This window comes from Shinella sp. GW835-FHT14H05 (assembly GCF_058793575.1).
The window spans coordinates 129,367-151,960 of sequence record NZ_JBXAFY010000011.1 but is presented as its reverse complement, the minus strand read 5'-3'; the positions used below and the strand labels follow the sequence as shown (position 1 = coordinate 151,960).

General features: G+C 67.5%; 21 protein-coding genes. 11 read left to right on the top strand and 10 right to left on the bottom strand.

What is annotated here, in order from left to right; translation table 11 throughout:
* Positions 1–16: 16 nt before the first annotated feature.
* Together AC1Q6Z_RS26470 and AC1Q6Z_RS26465 are read left to right on the top strand one after the other, a co-directional pair.
* The gene (locus tag AC1Q6Z_RS26470) at positions 17–976 is read left to right on the top strand and encodes a threonine/serine dehydratase (RefSeq protein ID WP_492649845.1); all 960 of its coding nucleotides are present in this window, start codon (positions 17–19) and stop codon (positions 974–976) included.
* Positions 976–2,151, top strand: a complete 1,176-nt coding sequence (locus AC1Q6Z_RS26465; protein ID WP_492649844.1) for a M20 metallopeptidase family protein — start codon at positions 976–978, stop codon at positions 2,149–2,151. Before AC1Q6Z_RS26470 ends, AC1Q6Z_RS26465 begins: the two co-directional genes overlap by 1 nt.
* Before the next feature lie 104 nt (positions 2,152–2,255).
* Here AC1Q6Z_RS26465 and AC1Q6Z_RS26460 read toward each other — a convergent pair whose 3' ends face one another.
* The 6 genes from AC1Q6Z_RS26460 to AC1Q6Z_RS26435 all read right to left on the bottom strand — a co-directional run bounded on the left by AC1Q6Z_RS26460 (position 2,256) and on the right by AC1Q6Z_RS26435 (position 9,276).
* Positions 2,256–3,371 (bottom strand): branched-chain amino acid ABC transporter substrate-binding protein, encoded by a 1,116-nt coding sequence (locus AC1Q6Z_RS26460; RefSeq protein WP_439617286.1) that lies wholly within the window; start codon positions 3,369–3,371, stop codon positions 2,256–2,258.
* A gap of 53 nt (positions 3,372–3,424) precedes the next feature.
* Positions 3,425–3,946, bottom strand: a complete 522-nt coding sequence (locus tag AC1Q6Z_RS26455; RefSeq protein ID WP_492649843.1) for a sarcosine oxidase subunit gamma family protein — start codon at positions 3,944–3,946, stop codon at positions 3,425–3,427.
* Entirely contained in the window at positions 3,939–6,746 is a 2,808-nt protein-coding gene (locus AC1Q6Z_RS26450) for a 2Fe-2S iron-sulfur cluster-binding protein (protein WP_492649842.1), read from the bottom strand. The genes AC1Q6Z_RS26455 and AC1Q6Z_RS26450 overlap by 8 nt, the downstream gene beginning before the upstream one ends.
* Complete coding sequence (locus AC1Q6Z_RS26445) at positions 6,727–7,011, bottom strand: sarcosine oxidase subunit delta (RefSeq protein ID WP_492649841.1); 285 nt, start codon at positions 7,009–7,011, stop codon at positions 6,727–6,729. Before AC1Q6Z_RS26445 ends, AC1Q6Z_RS26450 begins: the two co-directional genes overlap by 20 nt.
* A 98-nt stretch (positions 7,012–7,109) precedes the next feature.
* Positions 7,110–8,363, bottom strand: a complete 1,254-nt coding sequence (locus AC1Q6Z_RS26440) for a sarcosine oxidase subunit beta family protein (protein WP_492649840.1) — start codon at positions 8,361–8,363, stop codon at positions 7,110–7,112.
* Positions 8,364–8,613: 250 nt separating this feature from the next.
* Positions 8,614–9,276, bottom strand: coding sequence for a TetR/AcrR family transcriptional regulator (locus AC1Q6Z_RS26435; protein ID WP_492649839.1), 663 nt, complete (start codon positions 9,274–9,276; stop codon positions 8,614–8,616).
* A 138-nt stretch (positions 9,277–9,414) separates the two neighbouring features.
* Here AC1Q6Z_RS26435 and AC1Q6Z_RS26430 point away from each other — a divergent pair, with 138 nt between their 5' ends.
* The 4 genes from AC1Q6Z_RS26430 (at position 9,415) to AC1Q6Z_RS26415 (ending at position 13,169) form a co-directional block, all read left to right on the top strand.
* Positions 9,415–9,924, top strand: coding sequence for a hypothetical protein (locus AC1Q6Z_RS26430; protein ID WP_435269093.1), 510 nt, complete (start codon positions 9,415–9,417; stop codon positions 9,922–9,924).
* A 69-nt stretch (positions 9,925–9,993) separates the two neighbouring features.
* Positions 9,994–10,947 carry a LysR family transcriptional regulator gene (locus AC1Q6Z_RS26425; RefSeq protein WP_492649838.1) on the top strand — a complete coding sequence of 318 codons (954 nt, stop codon included), beginning with the start codon at positions 9,994–9,996 and terminating at the stop codon, positions 10,945–10,947.
* A gap of 66 nt (positions 10,948–11,013) precedes the next feature.
* Positions 11,014–12,177: an adenosylhomocysteinase gene (locus AC1Q6Z_RS26420; RefSeq protein WP_492649837.1), complete on the top strand. Its 1,164-nt coding sequence runs from the start codon at positions 11,014–11,016 to the stop codon at positions 12,175–12,177.
* 8 nt (positions 12,178–12,185) lie between these two features.
* Entirely contained in the window at positions 12,186–13,169 is a 984-nt protein-coding gene (locus tag AC1Q6Z_RS26415; RefSeq protein ID WP_492649836.1) for a Gfo/Idh/MocA family protein, read from the top strand.
* A gap of 13 nt (positions 13,170–13,182) precedes the next feature.
* Here AC1Q6Z_RS26415 and AC1Q6Z_RS26410 read toward each other — a convergent pair whose 3' ends face one another.
* Positions 13,183–14,241, bottom strand: coding sequence for an NAD(P)-dependent alcohol dehydrogenase (locus tag AC1Q6Z_RS26410; protein ID WP_492649835.1), 1,059 nt, complete (start codon positions 14,239–14,241; stop codon positions 13,183–13,185).
* Between the two features lie 152 nt (positions 14,242–14,393).
* On the opposite strand from AC1Q6Z_RS26410, the gene AC1Q6Z_RS26405 reads away from it, so the two are divergent.
* The 3 genes from AC1Q6Z_RS26405 to AC1Q6Z_RS26395 all read left to right on the top strand — a co-directional run bounded on the left by AC1Q6Z_RS26405 (position 14,394) and on the right by AC1Q6Z_RS26395 (position 17,730).
* Positions 14,394–15,329 (top strand): AraC family transcriptional regulator, encoded by a 936-nt coding sequence (locus tag AC1Q6Z_RS26405; protein WP_492649834.1) that lies wholly within the window; start codon positions 14,394–14,396, stop codon positions 15,327–15,329.
* A gap of 122 nt (positions 15,330–15,451) precedes the next feature.
* Entirely contained in the window at positions 15,452–16,798 is a 1,347-nt protein-coding gene (locus tag AC1Q6Z_RS26400; protein WP_492649833.1) for an NAD(P)/FAD-dependent oxidoreductase, read from the top strand.
* A gap of 32 nt (positions 16,799–16,830) precedes the next feature.
* The gene (locus tag AC1Q6Z_RS26395) at positions 16,831–17,730 is read left to right on the top strand and encodes a DMT family transporter (RefSeq protein WP_256119166.1); all 900 of its coding nucleotides are present in this window, start codon (positions 16,831–16,833) and stop codon (positions 17,728–17,730) included.
* Between the two features lie 12 nt (positions 17,731–17,742).
* Here AC1Q6Z_RS26395 and AC1Q6Z_RS26390 read toward each other — a convergent pair whose 3' ends face one another.
* Positions 17,743–18,441 carry an anti-sigma factor gene (locus AC1Q6Z_RS26390; protein ID WP_492649832.1) on the bottom strand — a complete coding sequence of 233 codons (699 nt, stop codon included), beginning with the start codon at positions 18,439–18,441 and terminating at the stop codon, positions 17,743–17,745.
* Positions 18,438–18,992 (bottom strand): sigma-70 family RNA polymerase sigma factor, encoded by a 555-nt coding sequence (locus tag AC1Q6Z_RS26385; protein ID WP_069062361.1) that lies wholly within the window; start codon positions 18,990–18,992, stop codon positions 18,438–18,440. The genes AC1Q6Z_RS26390 and AC1Q6Z_RS26385 overlap by 4 nt, the downstream gene beginning before the upstream one ends.
* Before the next feature lie 239 nt (positions 18,993–19,231).
* On the opposite strand from AC1Q6Z_RS26385, the gene AC1Q6Z_RS26380 reads away from it, so the two are divergent.
* Both AC1Q6Z_RS26380 and zwf read left to right on the top strand, forming a co-directional pair.
* The gene (locus tag AC1Q6Z_RS26380; protein WP_492649831.1) at positions 19,232–20,020 is read left to right on the top strand and encodes a DUF4394 domain-containing protein; all 789 of its coding nucleotides are present in this window, start codon (positions 19,232–19,234) and stop codon (positions 20,018–20,020) included.
* Between the two features lie 201 nt (positions 20,021–20,221).
* The gene (gene zwf, locus AC1Q6Z_RS26375) at positions 20,222–21,679 is read left to right on the top strand and encodes a glucose-6-phosphate dehydrogenase (RefSeq protein ID WP_492649830.1); all 1,458 of its coding nucleotides are present in this window, start codon (positions 20,222–20,224) and stop codon (positions 21,677–21,679) included.
* 31 nt (positions 21,680–21,710) lie between these two features.
* Here the strand turns inward: zwf and AC1Q6Z_RS26370 are convergent, their stop codons facing one another.
* Positions 21,711–22,481 carry a DeoR/GlpR family DNA-binding transcription regulator gene (locus tag AC1Q6Z_RS26370; RefSeq protein WP_256119161.1) on the bottom strand — a complete coding sequence of 257 codons (771 nt, stop codon included), beginning with the start codon at positions 22,479–22,481 and terminating at the stop codon, positions 21,711–21,713.
* Positions 22,482–22,594 lie beyond the last annotated feature (113 nt).

Here is a 22,594-nt window from a genome sequence, read left to right as displayed (position 1 = left end):
TTTGAGGGCGGCAACCATGGAATCCACCACTGCAATCGATGCCATCCGAAGCGCTGAAACGCGCATCCGCCCCTTCGTGCGGGAGACCTATCTCGAAGCCTCGCCCTATCTGTCGAAGACGATCGGCCTCGACGTGCATCTCAAGCTGGAAAACCTCCAGCATACGGGCTCGTTCAAGCTGCGGGGTGCGCTGAACAAGATCCTGTCGCTGGGGAGCGCCGCCGCGACCACGCGGGTCGTCACCGCCTCGTCGGGAAACCACGGCGCGGCCGTCGCCTTCGCGCTGAGACAGGTCGGCGGCGAAGGCATCGTCTTCGTTCCGGAAAATGCCTCCGAGGCAAAGGTCGCCGCCATCCGCCGGCTCAGCGCGGAAGTCCGCTTTCACGGCACGGATTCCGCGGTGACGGAAGCCCATGCGCGGGCGTTCGCCGAGGCCGAAGGCGGCGTCTATGTGCCGCCCTATAATGATATCGACGTGATGGCCGGCCAGGGCACGCTCGGGGTGGAAATCCTGCGGCAACTGCCGGATGTGCGCACCGTCATCGCCTCCGTCGGCGGCGGCGGGCTGATCGCCGGCATCGCGACCTATCTCAAGGCCGCAGCCCCGCAGGTAAAGATCGTCGGCTGCTCGCCGCAGGCCTCCCGCGTCATGGCCGCCTCCGTCACGGCCGGGCGCGTGCTCGACCTCGATTCCGACGATACGCTTTCGGATGGCACGGCGGGCGGCGTGGAGCCGGACACCATCACGTTTGCGCCCTGCCGCGACCTGGTCGATCACTGGATCGACGTTTCCGAGGCGGAGATCGCCCAGGCGATGAAGCTGTTCGTCGAGCATCACCACATGCTCTGCGAGGGCGCCGCGGGCGTCGCCATCGCGGCCGCCATCAAGGCGGAGCGCGGCCTCATCGAAGGCCCGGTCGCAATCGTCGTCTGTGGCGGCAATGTCAGCACTCCGGTGCTGAAGGGCATCCTCTGATGCCCGACGCAACCGCCGCCGGCTTCCTCGCCACCGAGCTGCCGCGCCTGACCGCGCTGCGCCAGAAACTCCACGCCATGCCGGAACTGTCCCGCCAGGAGGTCGAGACCTCAAGGCTCGTCGCCGCGGAACTGCGCGCGCTGGGGCTCGTCCCCCACGAGAATATCGGCGGCTACGGCGTGGTCGCGGAGATCGCCGGCAAGGCGGAGGGGCCGACGGTCGCCCTTCGGGCGGACATGGATGCGCTGCCGATCCAGGAGGCGACGGGGCTCTCCTACGCATCGCGCCATCCGGGCTGCATGCATGCCTGCGGTCACGACGGGCACACCGCAGCCCTCCTGGGTGCCGCCGCCTATCTCGCCACGACCCGGAATTTTGCCGGCCGCGTGCTGCTGGTGTTCCAGCCCGCCGAGGAACGCTACGGCGGCGCGCAGCCGATGCTGGACGACGGCCTGCTCGCGCGTTTTCCCTTCGACAGCATCTTCTCGTTCCACAACTGGCCGGGACTGGCCGAAGGCGCGGTGTCGGTCGCGGACGGCCCGGTCATGGCCGGTTCGAACGAATTCGAGGTGGGCTTCCGGGCCGATGGCGCGCACGGCGCGATGCCGCATTTGAGCGCCGACCCCATCCTCGCCGGCGGCTATTTCCTCACCGGCCTGCAACAGATCGTCTCGCGCACCGTCGATCCGCTGCAATCGGCCGTCGTCACGGTCGGCTCGTTCCATGCCGGCATGGCGCAGAACGTCATTCCCAAGGAAGCGCGGCTGCGCGGCACCTATCGCGGCTTCTCGCTCGACATGCTCGCCCATATCCGCACACGGCTCGAAAACGCCGTGCGCGCCACCGCCGAGATGAGCGGTGTCACCGCCGAATTCACCCTCGACGGCCCCGACTTTCCCCCCGTCGTCAACAGCCCCCGCGAGGCACAGATCATGCGCGAGGTCGCAACGACGCTGGGTTCGCAGCAACGCACATCCTGCCCACCCTCGATGGCCGGCGACGACTTCGCCGTCTTCCTCACCGAACGCCCCGGCGCCTACGCCTGGATCGGCAACGGCACCGACAGCGCCGGCCTGCACCAGCCGGAATACAACTTCAACGACGCCATCCTTACGACGGCAGCCGAACTGCTCGCCCGGACCGCCGAGGCAAGCCTTCAGACCAGGACTGCGTGAGTCCGGGGCCAATCGAAAGGCAAGGTCATCTCCCGCTTCATGCCGGGTGAACAACAAAAAGGCCTGGCAGATTGCCAGGCCCGGGTTTTGCATAAGGACAGACCTTATTTGTTGATCGGCGCGTAGTTGCCGTCGTGCCAGCGGTTGATGTCGTAGCTGGCGTCCTTCAGGTCGCCCTTCTCGTCGAAGGTGATGGTGCCGACGACGGTGTCGATGGACTGGCCGTTCTTCAGTGCCTCGGCCACCTTGGTCGGATCGTCCGAGCCGGCGCGCTCGATGCCCTGGGCGAAGGCCTGGATCACGGCATAGGAGAAGAGCGTGAAGCCTTCCGGCTTGAAGCCGCCGGCGGAAATCTTTTCCACGGCTTCCTTTGCTTCAGGCTTTGCCTGCGGATCGGACGGGAAGACGAACAGCGTGCCTTCGCCGGCGGGGCCTGCGACCTGCCAGAATTCCGGCGAGGCGATGGAATCGGGCATGATCAGCTGGAACTTGTAGTTCTGCTCGGCCGCCTGGCGCAGGATGAGGCCGGCTTCGGGGTGATAGCCGCCGAAATAGACGACATCGACCTTGGCGTCCTTCAGCTTCGTGACGAGCGCGTTATAGTCCTTCTCGCCCGCATTGATGCCCTCGGCGAGCACTTCCTTCAGGCCGTTCTCGTTCATGGTGGCACGCACCGCGTCCGCCACGCCCTGGCCGTAGGCCGTCTTGTCGTGCAGCACGGCGACGTTCTTGCCGGCATATTCCTTGGCGATCCACGGGCCGATGAAGGCGCCCTGGGCGTCGTCGCGGGTGTAGAGGCGCATGATGTTGGTCCAGCCCTTGGCGGCCGCATCGTCCGTCATGACCGGGTTGGAGGAGGCCGGGCTCATCATCAGCGTGCCGTTTTCGGCATAGACCGCGGACGCCGGAATGCTGGAGCCCGAGCAGGCATGGCCGTCGACGAACTTGACGCCGCTGGCAGCGATGCGGTTTGCCACCGACACGGCCTGCTTCGGGTCGCACTGGTCATCCTCGAACTGGAGCTTGATCTGGCGCCCGAGCACGCCGCCCTTGGCGTTGATGGCGTCCGCGGCGGCCTGCGCGCCCTGCTTGAACTGGTCGCCGATCGTGGCAAGCGGCCCGGTCAGCGGACCCGCCACGGCAAAGGTCAGGTCTTCCGCGCGAGCGGCCGAGCCCATGAGCAGGCCGATGGCCGTGCCGATAATCAGGATCTTCTTCATTCTCAACTCCCTCTTTGCAGCCGCACCAGCGCGGCTGCTCCTTCCAAAAACAACTATCCCACCGACAGCAGCGGCTGGCATTCGAACCATTCCCACAGATAGACGGCAAGCCCCCGATCGGCGTGGATGCGCAATGTCTGCGTGTCCTCGTGAAAGTACACGACCGCCGTCACGCCGCAAAACGACAGGGCGGCGCATGGCCCCGGATTGTCGACATCGATCGTCGTCGCGCGCGCCAGGAGATCGCGGATGCCATCTCCCCGCGCCTCGAAGACCCGCAAGGCCGAGCCGACGCCCGTGGCGGCATATCCCGCCTCGTGCCAGCCATCGTCGACGGGAATGCCGACCGCGAGGAGGCGGTCGCGGGCGAGGCGCACGGTGTAACGCGCGCCCGTGGCGAGGCCGAGCGCGCCGACATCCTTGCCGAGACCATGCTCGGCGAGGAAGCGGTCGAGGTCACCGCTCACGAGGCGTTGCGGCAGGCCGGTAACGGCGCGAAGCGCGATGGTGCGGCCCTCAAGGCGGGCGCTTGCCCAGTCCGGTTCGGGCTGCCACTTGCGGGAATTGTCAAGCATGGAGGCGGCCTCCTTCGGCGTCGAAGGCGCAGGCGGCGACGATGCGGGCACGCCGCACCTCGCGCAGGTGCTGCAACTCGATGATATCGCCCATGCGATCGAGGCCGCGCTCGATCAGCCCGAGCGCGATCGGCCGCTGGAGCGCGGGGCTGAAATAGCTCGACGTGACATAGCCGATGCTGCGCGGCGCGCTCGCCAAGCGCTCTATGCCATGCGCGCCGGTCGGCAGCACACCCGCACCGTCGATCGCCTCCAGCCCGACGAACTGCCGGCGGTCCGGGCGCGCGGCATCTTCGGTGACCAGGGAACGGCGGCCGATGAACTCGACCTTCTTCCTCTCCAGCGGCGCGGTGAGGCCGAAATCCATCGGCCGGCTCGTGCCGTCGGTGTCCTTGCCGATGACGATGTAGCCCTTTTCCGCACGCAGCACCATCAGCGCTTCCAGGCCGAGCAGCGTCGCGCCGAACGCCTGCCCTTCGCGCTTCAGCCGCGACCAGAGGACGGCGGCATGATCGGCCGGCACGGAGATTTCGTAGGAGCGTTCGCCGGTGAAGCTGACCCGGGCGATGCGCACCGCCTGCCCCTCGAAACGGCCCATGGCGAGGGCCATGTGCGGCAGGGCGGCGTCGTCCAGTTCGAGGCCGAGGCCGATTGCTTCGAGAAGGGCGCGCGATTGCGGGCCGGTCACCGTCAGCGTCGCCATTTCGGCGGTCGCGTTGTGAATGAAGACGCGCCGCCGGTCGAAACGGTCCTGCCGCCATTCCTCCAGCAGGGCATGCACGCCCGCCACATGCGAGGAGGAGCAGGAGACGACGAAGCGGTTCTCGTCGAGCCGCACCAGCACGCCGTCATCGTAGATATTGCCCGCTTCCGAGAGGATGAAGCCGTAGCGGCAGCGGCCGGGGGCGAGCGTCGACATGGTGTTGTAATAGATGAAATCGATGAAGGACGCGGCATCCGGCCCGATGACCTCGATCTTGCCGAGCGGCGAGCCGTCGAACAACGCGACGCCCGCGCGCGCGGCTTTCGCCTCCGCCTGGATGCGGTCTTCCGGCGCGCCATCCCCGTAAAAGGCCGGCCGCAGCCAGCCGCCATATTCGCGGAAGGTCGCGCCGTCCGCCCGGTGCTCGCGTTCCAGCGGCAGGCGGCGCAGCGGGCTCATGCGCGTGCCGGAGCGCGCACCCGCGAAGGAGGCGAGCGGAACCGGTGTGAAGGGCGGGCGATAGGTCGTCGTGCCCACCTCCGGAATGCGCCTTCCCGTCAGCTCGGCCACCAGCGCCAGCCCGTTGACGTTCGAGGTCTTGCCCTGGTCGGTCGCCATGCCGAGCGTGGTGTAGCGCTTCAGGTGCTCGACGGAGACGAAATTTTCCCGCACGGCGAGTTCCACGTCCTTCGCCGTCACGTCGTTCTGGAGGTCGATCCAGACGCGCTCTTTCGACCGCGATTTCGGCCAGGCCGCGACGATGCCGAGGTCCTGGCCCGCACCCTCCGCAAGCCCCGCCGGCAGCGCGAACTGCCCGGCGGCGGCGCCCACCACCTCGACGCCGTCCACCGGCCGGCCGGGCACGAAGGCGAGGATGTCGTCGCGCCAGTCGAGCTTGCCCTGCGCCTGGCAAAAGAGGTGGACGGTCGGCGTGAAGCCGCCGGAGGCGAGCACCGCATCGGCTTCCAGCACGCTGCCGTCGGACAGCCGCACGGCGCTGACGGCGCCCCGGCCGCTGGCTTTGACGATGGTGCGGCCCGTAAGCACCCGCAGCCCCTCGGGCGACGGGGCGTCGGCGCGGTAGTCGACGACCGTGACATCGGCACCGGCGGCCGAGAGCGCCTGCGCGGTCTCATAGGCCAGCCCGTTGTTCGTCGCCACCACGACCCGGCGCCCGGCAGCAACGCCGAAGCGCCGCAGATAGACGAGCGCGGCCTCGGCCGACATGATGCCCGGCAGGTCGTTGTTGCCGAAGGGCAGCGGCCGTTCGATGGCGCCCGTGGCAAGCACGATGGATTTCGCGCGGACCCGCCAGAGCCGGTCGGGTGCGCCGCCCTTGCCCTTCTGGTTCAGGCCGGCGAGGTGGTGGTCGTAGATGCCGAAGGCCGTCGTGCCGGCCAGCACCAGCGCACCGGCCTGCTCCAGCTCCGCCGCCACATCCGCCACCCACACCGCGCCCGGCTTTCCTTCAATCGTCGCCGCGCGGAAGAGCAGGCTGCCGCCCGCCTGCCGGCCGTCGTCGCAAAGCACGACACGCCGGCCGGCGCGCAGGGCGTCGCGGGCTGCGGCAAGGCCCGCGGGGCCGGCGCCGACCACCAGCACGTCGCAATGGTGGTTGACCTGTTCGGCAAAGGCCGGCGCGCGCACCGCCGCGTCCAGCGTGCCGAGGCCTGCCATCTGGCGGATGCGCGGCTCGAACAGGTGCCAGTCGGGAAACATGAATGTCTTGTAGTAGAAGGCCGCCGGGATGAAGCGCGCAAAGGCGTCGAGGAAGGCATGACGATCCTTCTCCGCGCTCGGCTCGGCATTCACGCTGCGTACCGAAAGGCCGTCGGCGGCGAGGACCTGCGTGGCGCGCGTGTTCGGCATGCCGCCCGCAATGTCGAGAAGCGCGTTCGGCTCCTCGACGCCCGCACCCCAGAGGCCGCGCGGGCGGTGATACTTGAAGCTGCGCCCGACGATCGAGACGCCGCCCGCCAATAGCGCCGAGGCGACCGTATCGCCCGCAAAACCGGCGACGGTTCGCCCGTCGAAGGTGAAGCGCAGCGGCCGCGTCCGGTCGATGGCCGTGCCGCCCTCAGTGCGCCAAGCCGTCATCGCTGCCTCCTTCCAAAAGGGCGAAGGCCTGCGCCACGCCGTGGTGCACCGTATCGCGCTCCATGCGGAACACTTCGCCGCAGGTCATGTGCATCCAGATTTCGCTGGCCGCGCCGCGCGGGTTGTTGCGATCGTGCAGGTAGGCCGCCCATTCGCCGTCCGTCACCGCGCGAAACCCCTCGGGCCGCCGGTTGCCGGCGTCGCCGCCGAAGTGGAATTCGGTCTCGCTTCTCGGGCCGCAGAAGGGGCAGGGAAAAAGCTGCATGGCGGTCTCCTGGAGCATTCCAGCCGAAGCGTCGCTTCGGCGTCGGACAATGCGGTACAAACAAAAATCTGGAGCAAGTCCGGTCCGCCGGATTTGCTCTAGTGCGCGATGCCGGAGCCGGCGGCTTCGTCGATCAGCCGCCCGCGTGCAAAACGGTCGAGATCGAAGGGCCGGCTGACATCATGGTGTTTTCCGGTGGCGAGCAGATGGGCGAGCAGCGTGCCGCCGGCCGGGATCGCCTTGAAGCCGCCCGTTCCCCAGCCGCAATTGAGGAAGAGCCCCGGCAGGGGGCTTTCGCCGAGGATGGGCGAGGAATCCGGCGTGACATCGACGATCCCGGCCCATTGCCGCATCAGCCGCAGTTGCCGGAAGCTCGGGAACATTTCGAGCAGGCCCGACACGACGCCTTCCAGCATCGGCAGGTTGCCGCGCTGGCCATAGGAGGGAACGCGGTCGAGTGCGCCGCCGATAACCAGCTCGCCCTTGTCGGATTGGCTGGCATAGGTGCCGGTTCCGGGCGACAGCACGACGGTGTCGAGCACCGGCTTGATCGGCTCGGAAACGCAGGCCTGCAACGCATAGGAGGTGATCGGCAGGCGGAAGCCGGCCTTGGCCGCAAGATGCGAGGAATGACCGGCGACGACCATGGCGGTGCGCTCGGCGCGGATCTCGCCGCGGCTGGTTTTCACGCCACGGCAACGCCCGCCCTCGATGAGGAATTCTTCCACCTCGCAGGACTGGATGATATCGACCCCCAGCCGGTCGGCGGTGCGGGCATAACCCCAGGCGACGGCATCGTGCCGTGCCGTGCCGGCCCGGCCCTGCCAGACCCCGCCGAAAACCGGATAACGCGCCTCGGGCGAAACGCTCAGGAGCGGCAGCACGCGGCGCACCTCGTCCACGCCGAACAGTTCGGCATCCGTGCCGTTGATCTGCATGGCGTTGACGGTGCGCGCCGCCATCTCCATCTCCGCCTCGCTATGGGCGAGCGTGACGATGCCGCGCTGGGACAGCATGATGTTGTAGTTGAGGTCGCGACCGAGCGTCTCGTAGAGCCGCAGCGCCAGGTCGTAGAGCGCCGTGCTTTCGGGGAAGAAATAGTTGGAGCGCACCACCGTCGTGTTGCGCCCGGTATTGCCGCCGCCGAGCCAGCCCCTCTCGATGACCGCGATGTTGCGGATGTTGTGCATCTTGGCGAGGTAATAGGCCGTCGCCAGCCCATGCCCGCCGCCGCCGATGATGAGGATGTCGTAGCGCGGCTTGGGCTCCGGCGAGCGCCAGGCCTGCTGCCATCCCTGCTGGCTTCTCAGGCCTTCCTTCAGCAGCGAGAGGGCCGAATAATGCCACGTCATCGCGCGGCGCCCCTGCCCGCACGCGCCAGCGCGCAACGGCAAACCGGGAAGGCTGAGTGCTGCTTCATGCGCTGCCCCTGCATGGCGGAACCGGCCTTCTGGGCCGCGTTTTTGATGGATCCCATGATCTCAATAAAACATCTGGACACTAATGTCCAGAAGAGCGCGACAGGCTGCAACGCCAAAGGCGCATTCATGACCTTGACCAGCAGGCAGGAGGGTTTTTAAAGCCGTACAGGCCTGTCCATTATCAGCCGTCGGGCTGCACGCGCCGCACCAGGCTTTCGAAAGCCTCGACTTCGTCGTCCGGCGCCTCACGCCCGGTGAAACTGAGGAGATAGGGTCGCAGGAGCCGCAGTCGCATGTCGCGATCGTCGCGCATGCCGAGCGTGTAGTGGCCGATCTGCGTGAAATACAGCACCCGGGCGCGGATGAAGGCTTCCACCTCCGGATAATCGTAGCGCAGGAACATGCGCGCCACGGCATCGACGCGCTGGTCGTCCGCCTGGTCGACGACGCTGCGCACGGCCATATCCACCTGCCCCCAGGATCTGACCGCCGCATCCAGCCGCGGGTCGAACAGCGCCGGGTCCACCCAGCATTCGAAGATGTGGCACACGGCTTTCGTCACCGTTTGCGCGGGGCGAAGGGCGCGCTCGATGATCGGGCTGGTGTTCTTGCGCAGCCAATAGTCCAGCAGTTCCCGGTGCAGCTCCTGCAGGTCGGCAAAGAACCAGTAGAAGCTCGACCGCGACACCGCGAGCGTCTTGGCCATCACCTGGATCTTCACATTGGCGATGCCCTCCGCGGTGAGCGCTTCGATGCCCGCCTCGATCCAGGCCTCCCGCGTCATGCGGCCGGTCGTCTGCTTCGCGGCGCCGGCTCTTGCGCCCGGAGGCTTCTTCTCATTCACGATGTCGTCTCACCCGGTTTCGCCGCTCCATGCGGGCTTATGTTGCGCAATGCCGGACGGGATATCAAGTTCGCGGGAACTTCGCGGGGTCTCTGGCGGTTACGTCAGCAGCCTTACTCCGGTTTTGGGAGAAACATCATGAATCGCATCATTCCGGCCATGCTGGCCTGCTGTGCGCCGATATTGCTCTCCACGGGCGCCCATGCCTCCGAAGAACAGTTCCTGGGCGGCCTCGAGGGCCAGTATGCGGGCCAGGGCCAGGTGCGCCTGCGCACCAACAAGGAACCGATCAACGTCGACTGCACCTTCACCTCGACGGCATCGGGCAACTCGCTGTCGCTCAAGGGGCGCTGCCGCGGCCTGCTCGTCGTGTCGCGGGCAGTCGGCGTCGACCTGAAGATTTCCGGCGGTGCCTATCGCGGCTCCTATATCGGCGCGGGCTCGGGACCGGCATCGCTGTCCGGCAAGCGCCGGGGCGATACGCTGAACCTCGCCATCGGCTGGGCCAAGGAGGTGAACGGCGACCGGCGCGCCAGCCTCTCCGTGGCGAAAGCCGGAAATGACGGCCTGACCCTCACGACCACCGACCGCGACCCCGCCTCGGGCAAGACGGTGACGACGAGCCGGATCACGCTCCAGCGCCAATAGCGAAAATCGCTTCTGCCCGCGCGCCGGCCATGGCAAAGACTCCTGAAGCTTTGCGAAGGAGAGACAACCATGGCTGCGAAGGACGCCCCGTCCCTGCCGGCCGGCAGACCGCGCGCGGCGGCGGCCCTGCCGCTCAATGCCCTGCGCGCCTTCGATGCGGTGGCGCGCCGCGGCAGCCTGCGGGCGGCGGCGGAAGAGCTGCGTGTCGTGCCCGGCGCCGTGCGCCAGCAGATGGCGAGCCTGGAGGACAGCCTCGGCGTCGCCCTGCTTCGCCGCGAGGCCGGACGGGTGGCGCTCACCCATGCCGGCCGGCGTTTCGCCGACGCCGTCGCCGTCGCCCTCGATATTTTGACCCGTGCCGCCGACGAGATCACCGATGCGGAGCGGCGCCGGCGCATTCGCCTCGGTGCCCCCATGCCGCTCGCCGCCAACTGGCTGATCCCGCGCCTGCCGCGGCTGATGGCCGACCTGCCGGCGCTGGAGATCGACATCATCCCCGTCGACGTCGCCTTCACGCTGGCCGACCGGCCCGACCTCGACGCGCTCATCGTCGGCGGTGAATACCGCCCGCTGCCCGACATCGCCGCCTTCGGCTTCATGAAGGACGAGTTCGGCCTTGTCGGAACCCCGGCCGAGGCCGCCAAGCTGCAAGGGGCGGTGGACGGCGACGAGGCATCGGCCGCCATCGCCATCGTCGCGCGCGATGTCGCGTACCTCCTCGACGACTGGTTTCGCGAAAGCGGCACGCCGCCCCTGCGGTTCCACAAGCGCTTCGAGACCGAGACGCTGGAGCTTGCCATCGCCGCCGCCAAGGCGGGGCTCGGCATCGTCGCAGCACCCCGCGCCTCCATCGAGCGTGAACTGGCGGACGGCCTGCTCGTCGCGCCGCTCGGCTTCGTCGCCCGGCCCGTCGGCTACCGCCTGTGCTGCCGCAGCATGGATGCCGAGGGCAAGGCGATCCTCGCGCTCAGGGCCTGGCTGACGCGGGAGGGCGCAGGAAAACTGCCCGGCAGCGCAGAATAATGTCCCTGCCGCCGGGCGGGCGGAAAGTTCTATCTGGATCGAACCACGAGACCGGATAGGGGAAACATGCAACAGGACCCGCACTTTTCGCGCATCGACTGGGTGGCATCGGGCTGCCGCCTGCTCAAGGGCATCGCGGCCGAGTTTGCGCAAACGCAGCCCTTTGCCGGCCTGACGATCGGCACCGCCATCCACCTGGAGCCGAAGACCGCCGCCCTGCTCCTGACGCTGAAGGCCGGCGGCGCGCGCGTCGTCGCGACCGGCAATCTCAACAGCACCCAACCGGCGACCGCCGCCTTCCTCGCGGACAACGGCATCGCCATCATCGGCGAGCAGACCCGCAATGCCGGCGCGCACCACGGTTTCATCGATGCGCTTCTCGATGAGAAGCCCGACCTGCTGCTCGACAATGGCGGCGATCTCTTCGCCCGCTTCCTCGAACGCCCCTATGACGGGCTGATCGGCGGCACGGAGGAGACGACCTCCGGCCGCACGCGGCTGTCGCCGCTGCGCGAAAGGCTGGCGCGGCCGATCCTGGTCATCAACGACAGCCCCATCAAGCAATTCGCCGAAAATCGCCATGGCGTCGGCCAGAGCCTGTTCGAAAGCTTCCTGCGCTTCACCAATCGCTCGACCAACGGCAAGCGCGTGCTCGTGTTCGGCTATGGCGCCTGCGGCAAGGGCACCGCCGCCTGCTTCCGCCAGGGCTACAGCGCCGTCGGCGTCGTCGATATCGATCCCGTGACGACGCTGGAGGCCCATCTCGACGGGTTTTCCACGCCGCATCGCGATGACGCCGTCCGGTCCGCGGACGTGATCGTCACCGTCACCGGCCATCCGGGCATCGTCACCGCCGCCGACCTGGCGCTCCTGAATGATGGCGTCATCCTGATGAACGGCGGCCATTTTCCGCAAGAGATCGACCGCGACGGCCTTGTCGCCGATCCCGCTGTCGCCTCCGTGGCATCGTCGCCCGAAGACGGCATCGAGACGATTTTCCTGGCGGATGGCCGCCGGATCCACCTGCTTGCGGCCGGGCACATGGCCAATCTCGCCGGCCCGCGCCCGCTCGGCAACAGCATCGAGGCGATGGATCTGGGCTTTGCCATGCAGGCCCGCTGCCTGGAGCGGGTGGCAGGCCGCACGCTGGGCGCAGACGCCTGCCTCGTGCCCGTGCCCGCCGATATCGATCGCGCGGTGGCCGGCGCCTTCCTCGATCTCAACCGATAGGACAGACCATGCTGCGCTGGGGCATTCTGGGCACGAGCTTCATTTCCGACACCATGGCCGGCGCGATCGCGAAAAGCCCGGCCTCGCGCATCCAGGCCGTCGCCGGGCGCGACGCGGGAAGGCTTGCCGCCTTCGCCGCCCGCCACGGCGTCGCCCGCACCTACCGCGACATGGCGGCGCTGCTCGCCGATCCCGACGTCGATGTCGTCTATGTCGGCCTGCCGAACCATGTGCACCACGAGGCGGTCATCGCCGCCGCCAAGGCCGGCAAGGCGGTGCTGTGCGAAAAATCGCTGACCACCACGCTTGCCGATGCGCAGGCGCTGGCGGGCGCGGTGGAGGACAGCGGCATCTTCTTCATGGAGGGGCTGATGTACCTCAACCACCCGCTGATGGCGCGGCTGGGCGAGATCCTCGCCTCCGGCCGGCTCGGTGCGTTGCGCGCGGTCACCGGCTTCTACGCCGCCGATATCTGGCGCGTCGCCAATCCGGCCGGGCGCGGCACGCTCTTCAATCTCGGCTGTTATCCGGTCTCGCTGCTGCATTTCGTCGTGCAGGCCGCGTGCGGACCACAGGCCTTCGCCGCCCGGCAACTGGCGGGCCTGGGCAACGTTGCTCCGGACGGCAACCTCATCGATGCGGCGCTTACCGTGCGCTTTTCGAACGGCGTGCTGGCCAGCCTGCAATGCAGCGACGGTTATGGGCTGACCCATGATTTCGCCGTGCATGGGGAGAGGGCGAGCCTGCGCCTGCCGGCCAATCCCTGGCTGCCGCAGGCCGGGCCTTCGCGGATCGAAATCCGCGACCACGACGGCACGGTCGAGGCGATCATCGTCGAGGCCGATGGCGATGCCTTCGACTACCAGCTCCGCACGGTCGAAGCCTGCCTCGCCAATGGAGCGACGCGGCCACCCCGCCCGGCGCCGCGCCTTTCCGACTCGCTCGAAATCCTGTCGATGCTTGTCGACTGGGAGCGGCAGTGCCGGGCGTGAAGCCCGGCCTCGCCTAGGCTACGGCGAGCGATGCCATGTCGATGACGAAGCGGTAGCGGACGTCGCCATGCTCCAGCCGGTCGAAGGCGTCGTTGACCTCGTGCATCTCGATGATCTCGCAATCGGGCAGGATCTGCTTTCGGGCACAGAAATCGAGCATTTCCTGCGTCTCGGCGATGCCGCCCGAGGGCGAACCGGTGATGCGCCGGCGCCCGGTGATGAGCGGCAGGGAGCTGAAGCCCTTCATGGTGTCCAGAGCCCCCACGATCACCAGCACGCCCTCGACATCCAGGAGGTCGATATAGGGGGACATGTCGTGGCCGACGGGCACCGTGTCGATGATGACGTCGAAGGACGATGCCGCGGCCGCCATGGCGTCGGGCGCGGTCGAGATCAGCACGCTTTCGGCCCCGAGCGCTTGCGCTTCCTCGCCCTTCGCCGCCGAGCGCGTGATGACCGTGACGCTGGCGCCGAGGGCTGCGGCAAAGCGGACCGCGAGATGGCCGAGGCCGCCGATCCCGACGACGCCGACCCGGCTGCCGGGGCCGACATTCCACAGCCGCAGCGGCGAATAGACGGTGATGCCGGCGCAAAGCAGCGGCGCGACGCGGGCGGCATCGAGCCCGTCCGGCAGCTTCAGCACGAAATTGTCGCGCACGATCATATGTTTCGAAAAGCCGCCATAGGTCATGCTGCGGTCGATCCGGTCGGCCCCGCCATAGGTGAGCGTCGGCCCCTGGCGGCACATCTGCTCCTCGTTCCGGCGGCATTGGTCGCAATGCTGGCAGCTGTCGATGATGGTGCCGACGGCGACCAGGTCGTTGACGGCATGGCGCGTGACGTCCTTGCCCACCTCGACGACGCGCCCGACGATCTCGTGGCCGGGAACGGTCGGGTAGCTCGTCGGAAACCAGTCCTTCCAGAGGTTCTTGGCGATATGCAGGTCCGTGTGGCAGATGCCGCAATAGAGCACCTCGATCGCCACGTCGTTGTCGCGCAGCTCGCGCCGGGCGAAGGAGAAGGGGGCAAGGGGCGTGTCCGCGTCGTAGGCGGCGTATCCGGTCGTTTGCATGGGGAGGTTCCGTTCACATTCGGGAAGATGGGGAGAAGCTAGCCGCAGCCTGCCCCGCCGCGGTAGCTAAATCCTTCCGGATTGTTGCCCAATCCTCTTGCCCGCCGCCCGGCCGCTTGCTGCCGGGCGGGTGCGACGCTACTCTGCCCGTCATGTTGCGCCCCGACGACAAGAAACACAGCCCGGCCGGCCATCCCGACGAGAGGGCGATCGCGCGCGCCCGGCTGGCCGACCGTATCCTGCACGATCTCGCCGGCGCGGACGACCGCCAGTCCGCCGTTCCCGGCCTGTCCTTCTATCGCCGCGGCTCGGCCTGCGATCCGGCATCGGCCTTCTACGAGCCGAGCCTCTCGCTCGTCGTGCAGGGGCGAAAGCGGGTGATGGTCGGCGCGAATGTCTACGAATACGACGCCTGCCGGTTCATGCTGACCTCCGTCGACCTGCCGACCATCGCGCAGGTGCTCGACGGCAGCGAGGCGCATCCCTTCCTGTCGCTCATGCTGAAGCTCGACCTTGCGGCGGTGCAGGCGGTCGGCGCCGAGATCGACCTGGAGGGCATTGCCACGAGCGATGCCGGCACCGGCATGACGATCGGCATGGTCACGGCCGGCCTGCTCGACGCGATCCTGCGCCTGGCGGCCCTTGCGGATGTGCCGCGCGACATCCCCATCCTCGGCCGCATGGTGCTGCGCGAGGTGATCTACCACCTGCTGGTGGGACCAGCGGGCGGCCAGCTTCGCCAGATCGCGCGGCACGGCACGCAGCACAACCGGATCGCGACAATCATAAGCTGGCTGCGCGCGCATTATGCCGAACCGGCCTCGATCGAGGTTCTGGCGGACATGGCCGGCATGGGCGTGTCGACCTTCTACCACCATTTCAACGCCATCACGCGCATGAGCCCGTTGCAGTACCAGAAACAGATCCGGCTGCACGAGGCGCGCCGCCTTCTCCTCACCGAGCGGCTCGATGCCGGCACCACGGCGTTCCGCGTCGGCTATGAAAGCGTCACCCAGTTCAGCCGCGAATACAGGCGGCTGTTCGGCAATCCGCCGATCCGCGACATCGCGCTCCTGCAAGGCCGCTGAGCCGGTTCTTACCCTCCCGTGACCGATATTCCGGGGCATGATTGCGCGTGGAAGCCAGTAGTTTGGCGGCGGTTTATCTGGTACTGCCAAGGCAGCGACTCTCCTGCCCCAGAATGCATCCCGTGCTCACCTTCCCCTTCTCCCTGGCCGATCCCATCCGCTATCCTGGGCCGCCGCCGCAGGCATCCGATGTGGTCATCATCGGCGGCGGCGTCATCGGCGTCACCACCGCGCTCTTCCTGGCCAAGCGCAACATCTCCGTCACGCTGGTGGAAAAGGGACGCATCGCCGCCGAGCAGTCCTCGCGGAACTGGGGCTGGATCCGCAAGCAGGGCCGCGATGCGGACGAGCTTCCGATCGTCATCGAGGCCTGCCGCCTTTGGCGGGCGCTGGCCGAGGAAAGCGGCGAGGATATCGGCCTGAACCAGACAGGCGTGACCTATCTCGCCCGGTCGCAAAAGGACCTCGCCGGCTTCGACGCCTTCATGAAGATCGCCGCCGAGCACGACCTCGACACCCGCCTCATCGATGGGGACGAGACCGCCAGCCTCTTCGAGGGCGCCGCACGCCGCTATGCCGGCGCGATGGTCACGCCCTCCGACATGCGCGCCGAGCCGTGGCTCGCCGTGCCGGCGCTCGCCCGCCTTGCCGTGCGCCATGGCGTGAAGATCGTGGAAAACTGCGCCGCACGGGCGCTGGAGCTTTCGGCCGGCCGGGTCAGCGGCGTGTGGACGGAGGCGGGCCTCATCGCCACCTCCAGCGTGCTGGTCGCGGGTGGCGCGTGGTCGTCGCTCTTCCTGCGCAAACACGGCATTTCCATTCCGCAGCTCAGCGTGCGGGCCACCGTGGCCGCCACCGGGCCGCTGCCGGAGATCCATGCGGGTGCGGCGGCCGATGCGCAAATCGCCTTCCGGCGCCGGCAGGATGGCGGATATACGCTCGCCCCCGGCGGCAGCAGCCAGCTCTCGCTTGGCCCGGATGCCTTCCGCCACGCGCCAAAATATTTTCCCGTCCTGCGGGCCAACCCGCTGGGCATGCGCTATCGCCTCGCCGCGCCGGCGGCGTTTCCCGACGGCTGGACGACGCCGCGCGACTGGACGCCGGACGGTCCGAGCCCCTTCGAGGCGATGCGGGTGCTCGATCCCGCGCCCGAAAACGCCCGCCTCTACGCGATCGAGCGCGACTTCCAGGCGCTTTTCCCGCAGATCGGGCCGGTTTCGCTGCGGACGACCTGGGCGGGCATGATCGATGCCATGCCGGATGTCGTGCCCATCGTGGACCGCGCGCAGGCCATCGACGGCCTCTTCGTGGCGACCGGCATGAGCGGCCATGGTTTCGGCATCGGGCCGGGCATCGGGCGCGTCGTCGCGGATCTCATCCAGGGCAACGATCCCGGCCATCGTCTCCACCGTTTCCGGCTGGCGCGCTTCAGCGATGGAAGCGCCATTCGGCCAGGCCCTGGGCTTTGACGGGCGAAAAGGCATGACATCTTGAGGCCATCATGAGTTCCGGACTGATCGACACGAAACCGCTGGCCGGCATTGCGCTGGCCTCGGCCGGCTATGCCTGTTTCGCCATGCAGGATGCGCTGGTGAAATGGATGGTGGCGACCTATGAGGTTCCGCAGATCCTGTTCGTGCGCAGCCTCGTCATCGTGCTGGTCTCCGGCGTGCTGATCCGCGTCTACCGCCATCCCTCGATCCTCAAGAGCCCCTATCGCGGCACCGTCGTGCTGCGCGCCGCGCTGATGCTCGTCGCCTGGCTGCTCTACTACAATGCCGCGCGCTATCTGGGTCTTGCGGAACTCACCACGCTCTATTTCTCCGCGCCGATCATCACGGTCTTCCTGTCGATCCTCGTGCTCAAGGAGGCCGTGGGCGCCGGACGCTGGATCGCCTGCGTCGGCGGTTTCGTCGGCGTCATCATCGCGGCCAACCCGTCCCATTCGCCCAACCTCATCCCCGCGGCCATGTGCCTCGTCGCGGGCTTCTGCTGGGCCTGGAGCACCATCCTCATCCGCCTCGTCAGCCGCAGCGAGAGCACGCTCACGCAGATGTTCGCGACAAGCCTGCTCTTCGGCATCGCCTGTGCGGCCACCTTCCCCTGGATGTGGAAGACGCCCGATGCGGAAGGGTGGATGCTGATGTTCGCGCTCGGCCTCGTGGCGACGCTCGGGCAGTTCCTGCTCTACGAGGGTTTTCGCTATGCCCCCGCCTCCGCGCTGGCGCCCGTCGAATATACCGGCCTGATCTGGGCCTTCGTCTACGGCTATGCCATCTGGGCGGAAATCCCGGCCCTCAACGTCTTCATCGGCGCCTTCCTCATCGTCGCCGCCAGCATGGTCCTCGTCATCTGGGAGCGCCGCGTCGCACTGTCGCCGCGCAACATCGCCTCACCCTGAGCGCGGTGCGCGTTAGTGCACCGCCTTGGCAAAGCCCTTGGCGAGGATCGGCCCGGTGGGACGGCCTGACGTGGAGCCGCCCGCCTGTTCGAGCGTCAGCTCGTAGAGCTGGTCTTCGTTCGGATCGGGCAATGTCGGCCCTTCCAGCCGGGCGGACCGGCTGCCGTCCAGAAGGCCGAGCGAAACGGGGCCCAGCTCGCGCGAGGGGAGCGTCCAGACCTCAATGGTCTTGTCGGCCGGCACCTCTAAGGCGCTGAGCAGGCGCACATTGGCCGTGTCGTTGCCGAAGTCCTCGACGACCGCCTGCACCTCGCCGGCCTCGTTGAGCAGGACGGCGATCACCACCGGCTCGACCGTACGGCCGAGGCTCCAGACGAGACCCGCCGCCAGGAGCAGCGTGGCGGCAAGGGAGGAAAGCGCCGCCAGCCGCCAGCCGGAGCGCCTGTTGTCATTTGCCGGGGCGGCAACCGGAGGAGACTCCCCGCGCGCCGGCAAGTTCGCCTCGATCCTGCGCCACAGGCCATCGTCGACCGCGGCCGGCGCAAGCTGGGTGTCGAGCGGCAGGAAGCGCTCGCGGCTGGCCGCGACCGCCGCGCGCAAGGCCGCATCGTGCTCGATGCGGGCATCGACGGCCGCCGCCTCGCCGGCATCCAGCAGGCCCAGCACATATTCGTCCGCAAGCGAAAGCACGTCCTCTCTGCCGCCGGTCATGACATGCACTCCCTCAACGCCGAAAGGCCGCGCCGTATCCACGACTTGGTCGTGCCCAGCGGCAGGCGCAGGCGCCCGGCGATTTCGCCGTGGGTGTAGCCGCCCACATAGGCCATGAGAATGCCGCTGCGCCGCGTTTCCTCCAGCCCGTCGAGGCATTCGCGCAGGCGGCTGTCGCGGTCGAGCATCTGCCAGGCCGCCATGACCTCGCTGGCATGGTCGCGGTCCTGCAGCGCCTCGATGTCGTCGACCGCCTCCTCGCGCCCGCCGTCGCGCAGCAGGTTGAGCGCGCGGTTGCGGACGATGGCATAGATCCAGCCGCGCGCCGAACCCCTCTCCCGCGAATATTGATGCGCATGGGTCCAGATGCGGATGAAGGCCTCCTGCACGACCTCTTCCGCAAGCTCGCGCCGGCGCACGATGCGCTGGGCGACGGCGACCAGCCGGCCGCTTTCGCGATCGAAGATCACGCGGAGCCCGCTTCGCTCTCCCCTGGCGCAGGCAAGTACTGCGGCTTCCAGTTCGTCCGGATCGTCAGGTCTAAAAGCCAAGCCACCCTCTTTCCGTCGAACATTGCAGTCGGCCGCGGTTTCCTGAAAAGCAATTGCCATCATCCGCATGATTTCGTCCAGTCATCTCTCCGGCATTGGTGACAGGAAGACACCCGGACAGCCCTGCTGGATGCAGCGTGCAAATATTTTTTTGCACGCTGCATCCAAAGGCCACCCGCCATGTGTCTTCGAATGGAGAGCATTTCCTCTCTCTAACGCCAAAAGCACCGGAGAACGACATGACCAAGCACTTCCACGCCCTCACCGCCTCCCTCGCCATCGGCCTTCTCGCCACCACGGCGTCTGCCGCACCCGTCCTCGGCCTTGCCGGCGACAAGACGCTCGTGCTGTTCGACACGGAAAAGCCCGCCGTCTCTAAAACCATGGAGGTCGGCGGCGTCGACAAGCTCCTCGGCATCGATTTCCGCCCCGGCAACAAGACCGTCATCGGCGTCACCACGGACCACCGCATCGTCTCGATCGATCTGGAGAGCGGCACGGCAACCGACGTCGCGAAGATGGACAAGATGCTCGATCTGTCCGAAGCGCCGGTCGTCGTCGATTTCAACCCGATGGCCGATCGCCTGCGCTTCATGACCGGCACGACCAACCACCGCGTCCACCCGGATACCGGCGCCGTCACGGTGGACGGCACGCTCGCCTACGAGGAGGGCGACATGCACAAGGGCGAGACCCCGAACATCGTCGCCGCCGCCTATACCAATTCCTTCGGCAAGCCGGAGAAGACGGCGATGTACAATCTCGATGCCACGATCGGCGCGCTCATCCAGCAGACCAAGCCGAACGACGGCACGCTGAAGGCGATCGGCAAGCTCGGCATCGAGCCGATGCCGGCCGCCTACGCCCTCGACATCCAGGCAACGGAAGACGGCAAGAACACCGCCTTCCTCGCCGCCGGCAAGACGCTCTACACCGTCAACCTGGAGACCGGCGCCGCAACGAAAGTCGGTGATATCAGCGGCGTCGACAGCGAGCTGCGCGACATCGCGGTGCTGCCGGCGATGTAACGAACAAACGCAGTCGGAGCCGGCACCCGCCGGCTTCGATACCCCCTTGATCGGCTTGCCAATCCATGCGTCTACTCCACCTGAAATCGGTGAGGGTTTGTTGTGGCCTCAGGCACGAAGACGACTGCTTCGCGACGGCGCAGGCCGGGCGTGGTCGCGTCTGGTGCCGAGAGCATCAGGCAAGAGTTGGGGACGGGCACTTTGCGCAAGAATTCCACCCGGGTCGGTCCCGGCTTTCCACAGGTCGTCGTGCTGTTCGGTGCGACGGGCGATCTTTCCCGGCGCAAGCTGCTGCCGGGGCTGTTCCACCTCATCAATGCCGGCTTCATTCCGGGCTGCCGCATCGTCGGCGTCTCGCTCGACGATATCAATGCGGACAGCTTCCGCACCATCGCCCGCGAATCGCTGGACAAGTTCCTGACCCGCAAGTTCACCGAGGCCGAATGGGAGGCCTTCGCCGCCTCGCTCGACTATGTGCCGCTCAATGCCGGCGCGGGCGCGCTGAAGGCGGCCGTGGAGCGGGCGGAAGAGGCGCTGGGGCCGGAGACGCGGCGCGTGCACTACCTGTCCGTGCCGCCGAAGGCAGCCCTTCCGGCCGTGCAGCTTCTCGCCGAGGCGCAACTGGTGGAGCGCTGCCGCATCATCATGGAAAAGCCCTTCGGCACGGACCTCGCCAGCGCCGTGGAGCTGAACAAGAAGCTGCACGAGGTCTTCGACGAGAAGCAAATCTTCCGCATCGACCATTTTCTCGGCAAGGAGCCGGCGCAGAACATCCTGGCCTTCCGCTTCGGCAACGGCCTGTTCGAGCCGATCTGGAACCGCAATTTCATCGACCATGTGCAGATCGACGTGCCGGAAACGCTCGGCCTTGCGACCCGCGCCGCCTTCTACGAGACCACCGGCGCCTATCGCGACATGGTCGTGACGCATCTCTTCCAGATCCTCGCCTTCATGGCGATGGAACCGCCGACCGCGCTGGAGCCGGCGCCGATCTCGGAGGAGAAGAACAAGGTGTTCCGCTCCATGCTGCCGATCGAGCCGCGCGACGTGGTGCGCGGCCAATATATCGGCTACCGCAAGGAGCCGGGCGTGGACCCGGAGAGCGACACCGACACGTTCATCGCGCTCAAATGCGCCATCGACAACTGGCGCTGGGCCGGCGTGCCCTTCTTCCTGCGCACGGGAAAACGCCTTGCCGAAGGGCAGCGCATCATCTCGATCGCCTTCCGCGAACCGCCGAAATCCATGTTCCCGGCGGGCTCCGGCGTCGGCGCGCAGGGGCCGGACCATCTCACCTTCGACCTTGCGGACGCCTCCAAGGTCTCGCTGTCCTTCTATGGCAAGCGCCCCGGCCCCGGCTTCCGGCTGGACAAGCTGTCGCTGCAATTCGCCATGAGCGAAACCGGCCTGATCGGCGAAGTGCTGGAGGCCTATGAGCGGCTGATCCTGGATGCCATGCGCGGCGACCACACGCTGTTCACCACCGCCGAGGGCATCGAGCGGCTCTGGGAGGTCTCCCAGCCGCTGCTCGACAACCCGCCGCCGGTACGGCTCTACGACCAGGGCGGCTGGGGGCCGAAATCGATCCACCAGCTCATCGCGCCGCATGCCTGGCGCCTGCCCTTCGAGCGCGCCTGGCGGGATTCGGCGAAGGAATAGCGGGCGACCCGCATCAAATCGTCGGGCTGATCTAGGCGACGACGATCTCGGTGCCCGCGCCCTTCAGCGCCTCCGCAATCGCGGCGGGCGGGGCCTCGTCGGTGACGAGGCGGTCGATATTGCCCCAGGGGGCGACCTCGAAAATGCCGCGCTTGCCGAATTTCGAGGCATCTGCCAGCACCGTGACGCTGTCGACGCGCTCGATCATGGTCTGCGCCACCTCCGTCACCTCGGCGTCGAAATCCATCACCGCATGTTCGTCCACCGCGCCAACGGTGAGGAAGGCGTGGCGGGCGCGGAATTTGCGGATCTGCTCCACCGCGAACTGGCCGAGCGATTCGCCCGCATCCGCGCCATAGGCGCCGCCGATCAGGAACACCTTGTGGTCGGGGTTGGCCGACAGCGTGGCGGCGATGCGCCAGGAATTGGTGACGACGACCAGCGCCGGCAGGTCGACCAGCGCCTCGGCGAGGATCAGCGTCGTCGTGCCCGTGTCGATGAAGACGGCGTCGCCGGGGGCAAGCAGGCTGGCCGCGGCATGCGCGATGCGGCGCTTGGCCGGCAGGTTTTCCGCCATGCGCAGCGCGAAAGGCCCCTCCACCGCCGGCTCCACCGCGGTGTTGGAGCGCACGCGCGCACCGCCGTGGAACTTCTTCAGGCGGCCCATCGCATCGAGATTGGCGAGGTCGCGGCGGATCGTCTCGCGCGAGGCGCCGAGCGTCTGGGCGAGGTCGTCGACGCTCACCTCCCCCGCCTTGTGCACGAGCTTCACAATTTTTTCGTGGCGATCGGCCGGCCTCACGGCGCCCCCTTGCAAGCACAGATTCGCGCAGGAATTCGCGCGATTTGCAGAATTTCTTCCGTTGTATCCTGCGGTTCGGTCAAGTCAATGACTGAATTCCGACCGTTCAGTCA

Coding starts and splice junctions, on each gene's coding strand:
- AC1Q6Z_RS26450 (WP_492649842.1), bottom strand. CDS start 6,746: ATGACGGCTTGGCGCACTGAGGGCGGCACGGCCATCGACCGGACGCGG.
- AC1Q6Z_RS26425 (WP_492649838.1), top strand. CDS start 9,994: ATGGCTGCGAAGGACGCCCCGTCCCTGCCGGCCGGCAGACCGCGCGCG.
- AC1Q6Z_RS26455 (WP_492649843.1), bottom strand. CDS start 3,946: ATGCTTGACAATTCCCGCAAGTGGCAGCCCGAACCGGACTGGGCAAGC.
- AC1Q6Z_RS26415 (WP_492649836.1), top strand. CDS start 12,186: ATGCTGCGCTGGGGCATTCTGGGCACGAGCTTCATTTCCGACACCATG.
- AC1Q6Z_RS26470 (WP_492649845.1), top strand. CDS start 17: ATGGAATCCACCACTGCAATCGATGCCATCCGAAGCGCTGAAACGCGC.
- AC1Q6Z_RS26430 (WP_435269093.1), top strand. CDS start 9,415: ATGAATCGCATCATTCCGGCCATGCTGGCCTGCTGTGCGCCGATATTG.
- AC1Q6Z_RS26410 (WP_492649835.1), bottom strand. CDS start 14,241: ATGCAAACGACCGGATACGCCGCCTACGACGCGGACACGCCCCTTGCC.
- AC1Q6Z_RS26445 (WP_492649841.1), bottom strand. CDS start 7,011: ATGCAGCTTTTTCCCTGCCCCTTCTGCGGCCCGAGAAGCGAGACCGAA.
- AC1Q6Z_RS26440 (WP_492649840.1), bottom strand. CDS start 8,363: ATGACGTGGCATTATTCGGCCCTCTCGCTGCTGAAGGAAGGCCTGAGA.
- AC1Q6Z_RS26380 (WP_492649831.1), top strand. CDS start 19,232: ATGACCAAGCACTTCCACGCCCTCACCGCCTCCCTCGCCATCGGCCTT.
- AC1Q6Z_RS26405 (WP_492649834.1), top strand. CDS start 14,394: ATGTTGCGCCCCGACGACAAGAAACACAGCCCGGCCGGCCATCCCGAC.
- AC1Q6Z_RS26420 (WP_492649837.1), top strand. CDS start 11,014: ATGCAACAGGACCCGCACTTTTCGCGCATCGACTGGGTGGCATCGGGC.
- AC1Q6Z_RS26390 (WP_492649832.1), bottom strand. CDS start 18,441: ATGACCGGCGGCAGAGAGGACGTGCTTTCGCTTGCGGACGAATATGTG.
- AC1Q6Z_RS26460 (WP_439617286.1), bottom strand. CDS start 3,371: ATGAAGAAGATCCTGATTATCGGCACGGCCATCGGCCTGCTCATGGGC.
- AC1Q6Z_RS26465 (WP_492649844.1), top strand. CDS start 976: ATGCCCGACGCAACCGCCGCCGGCTTCCTCGCCACCGAGCTGCCGCGC.
- AC1Q6Z_RS26395 (WP_256119166.1), top strand. CDS start 16,831: ATGAGTTCCGGACTGATCGACACGAAACCGCTGGCCGGCATTGCGCTG.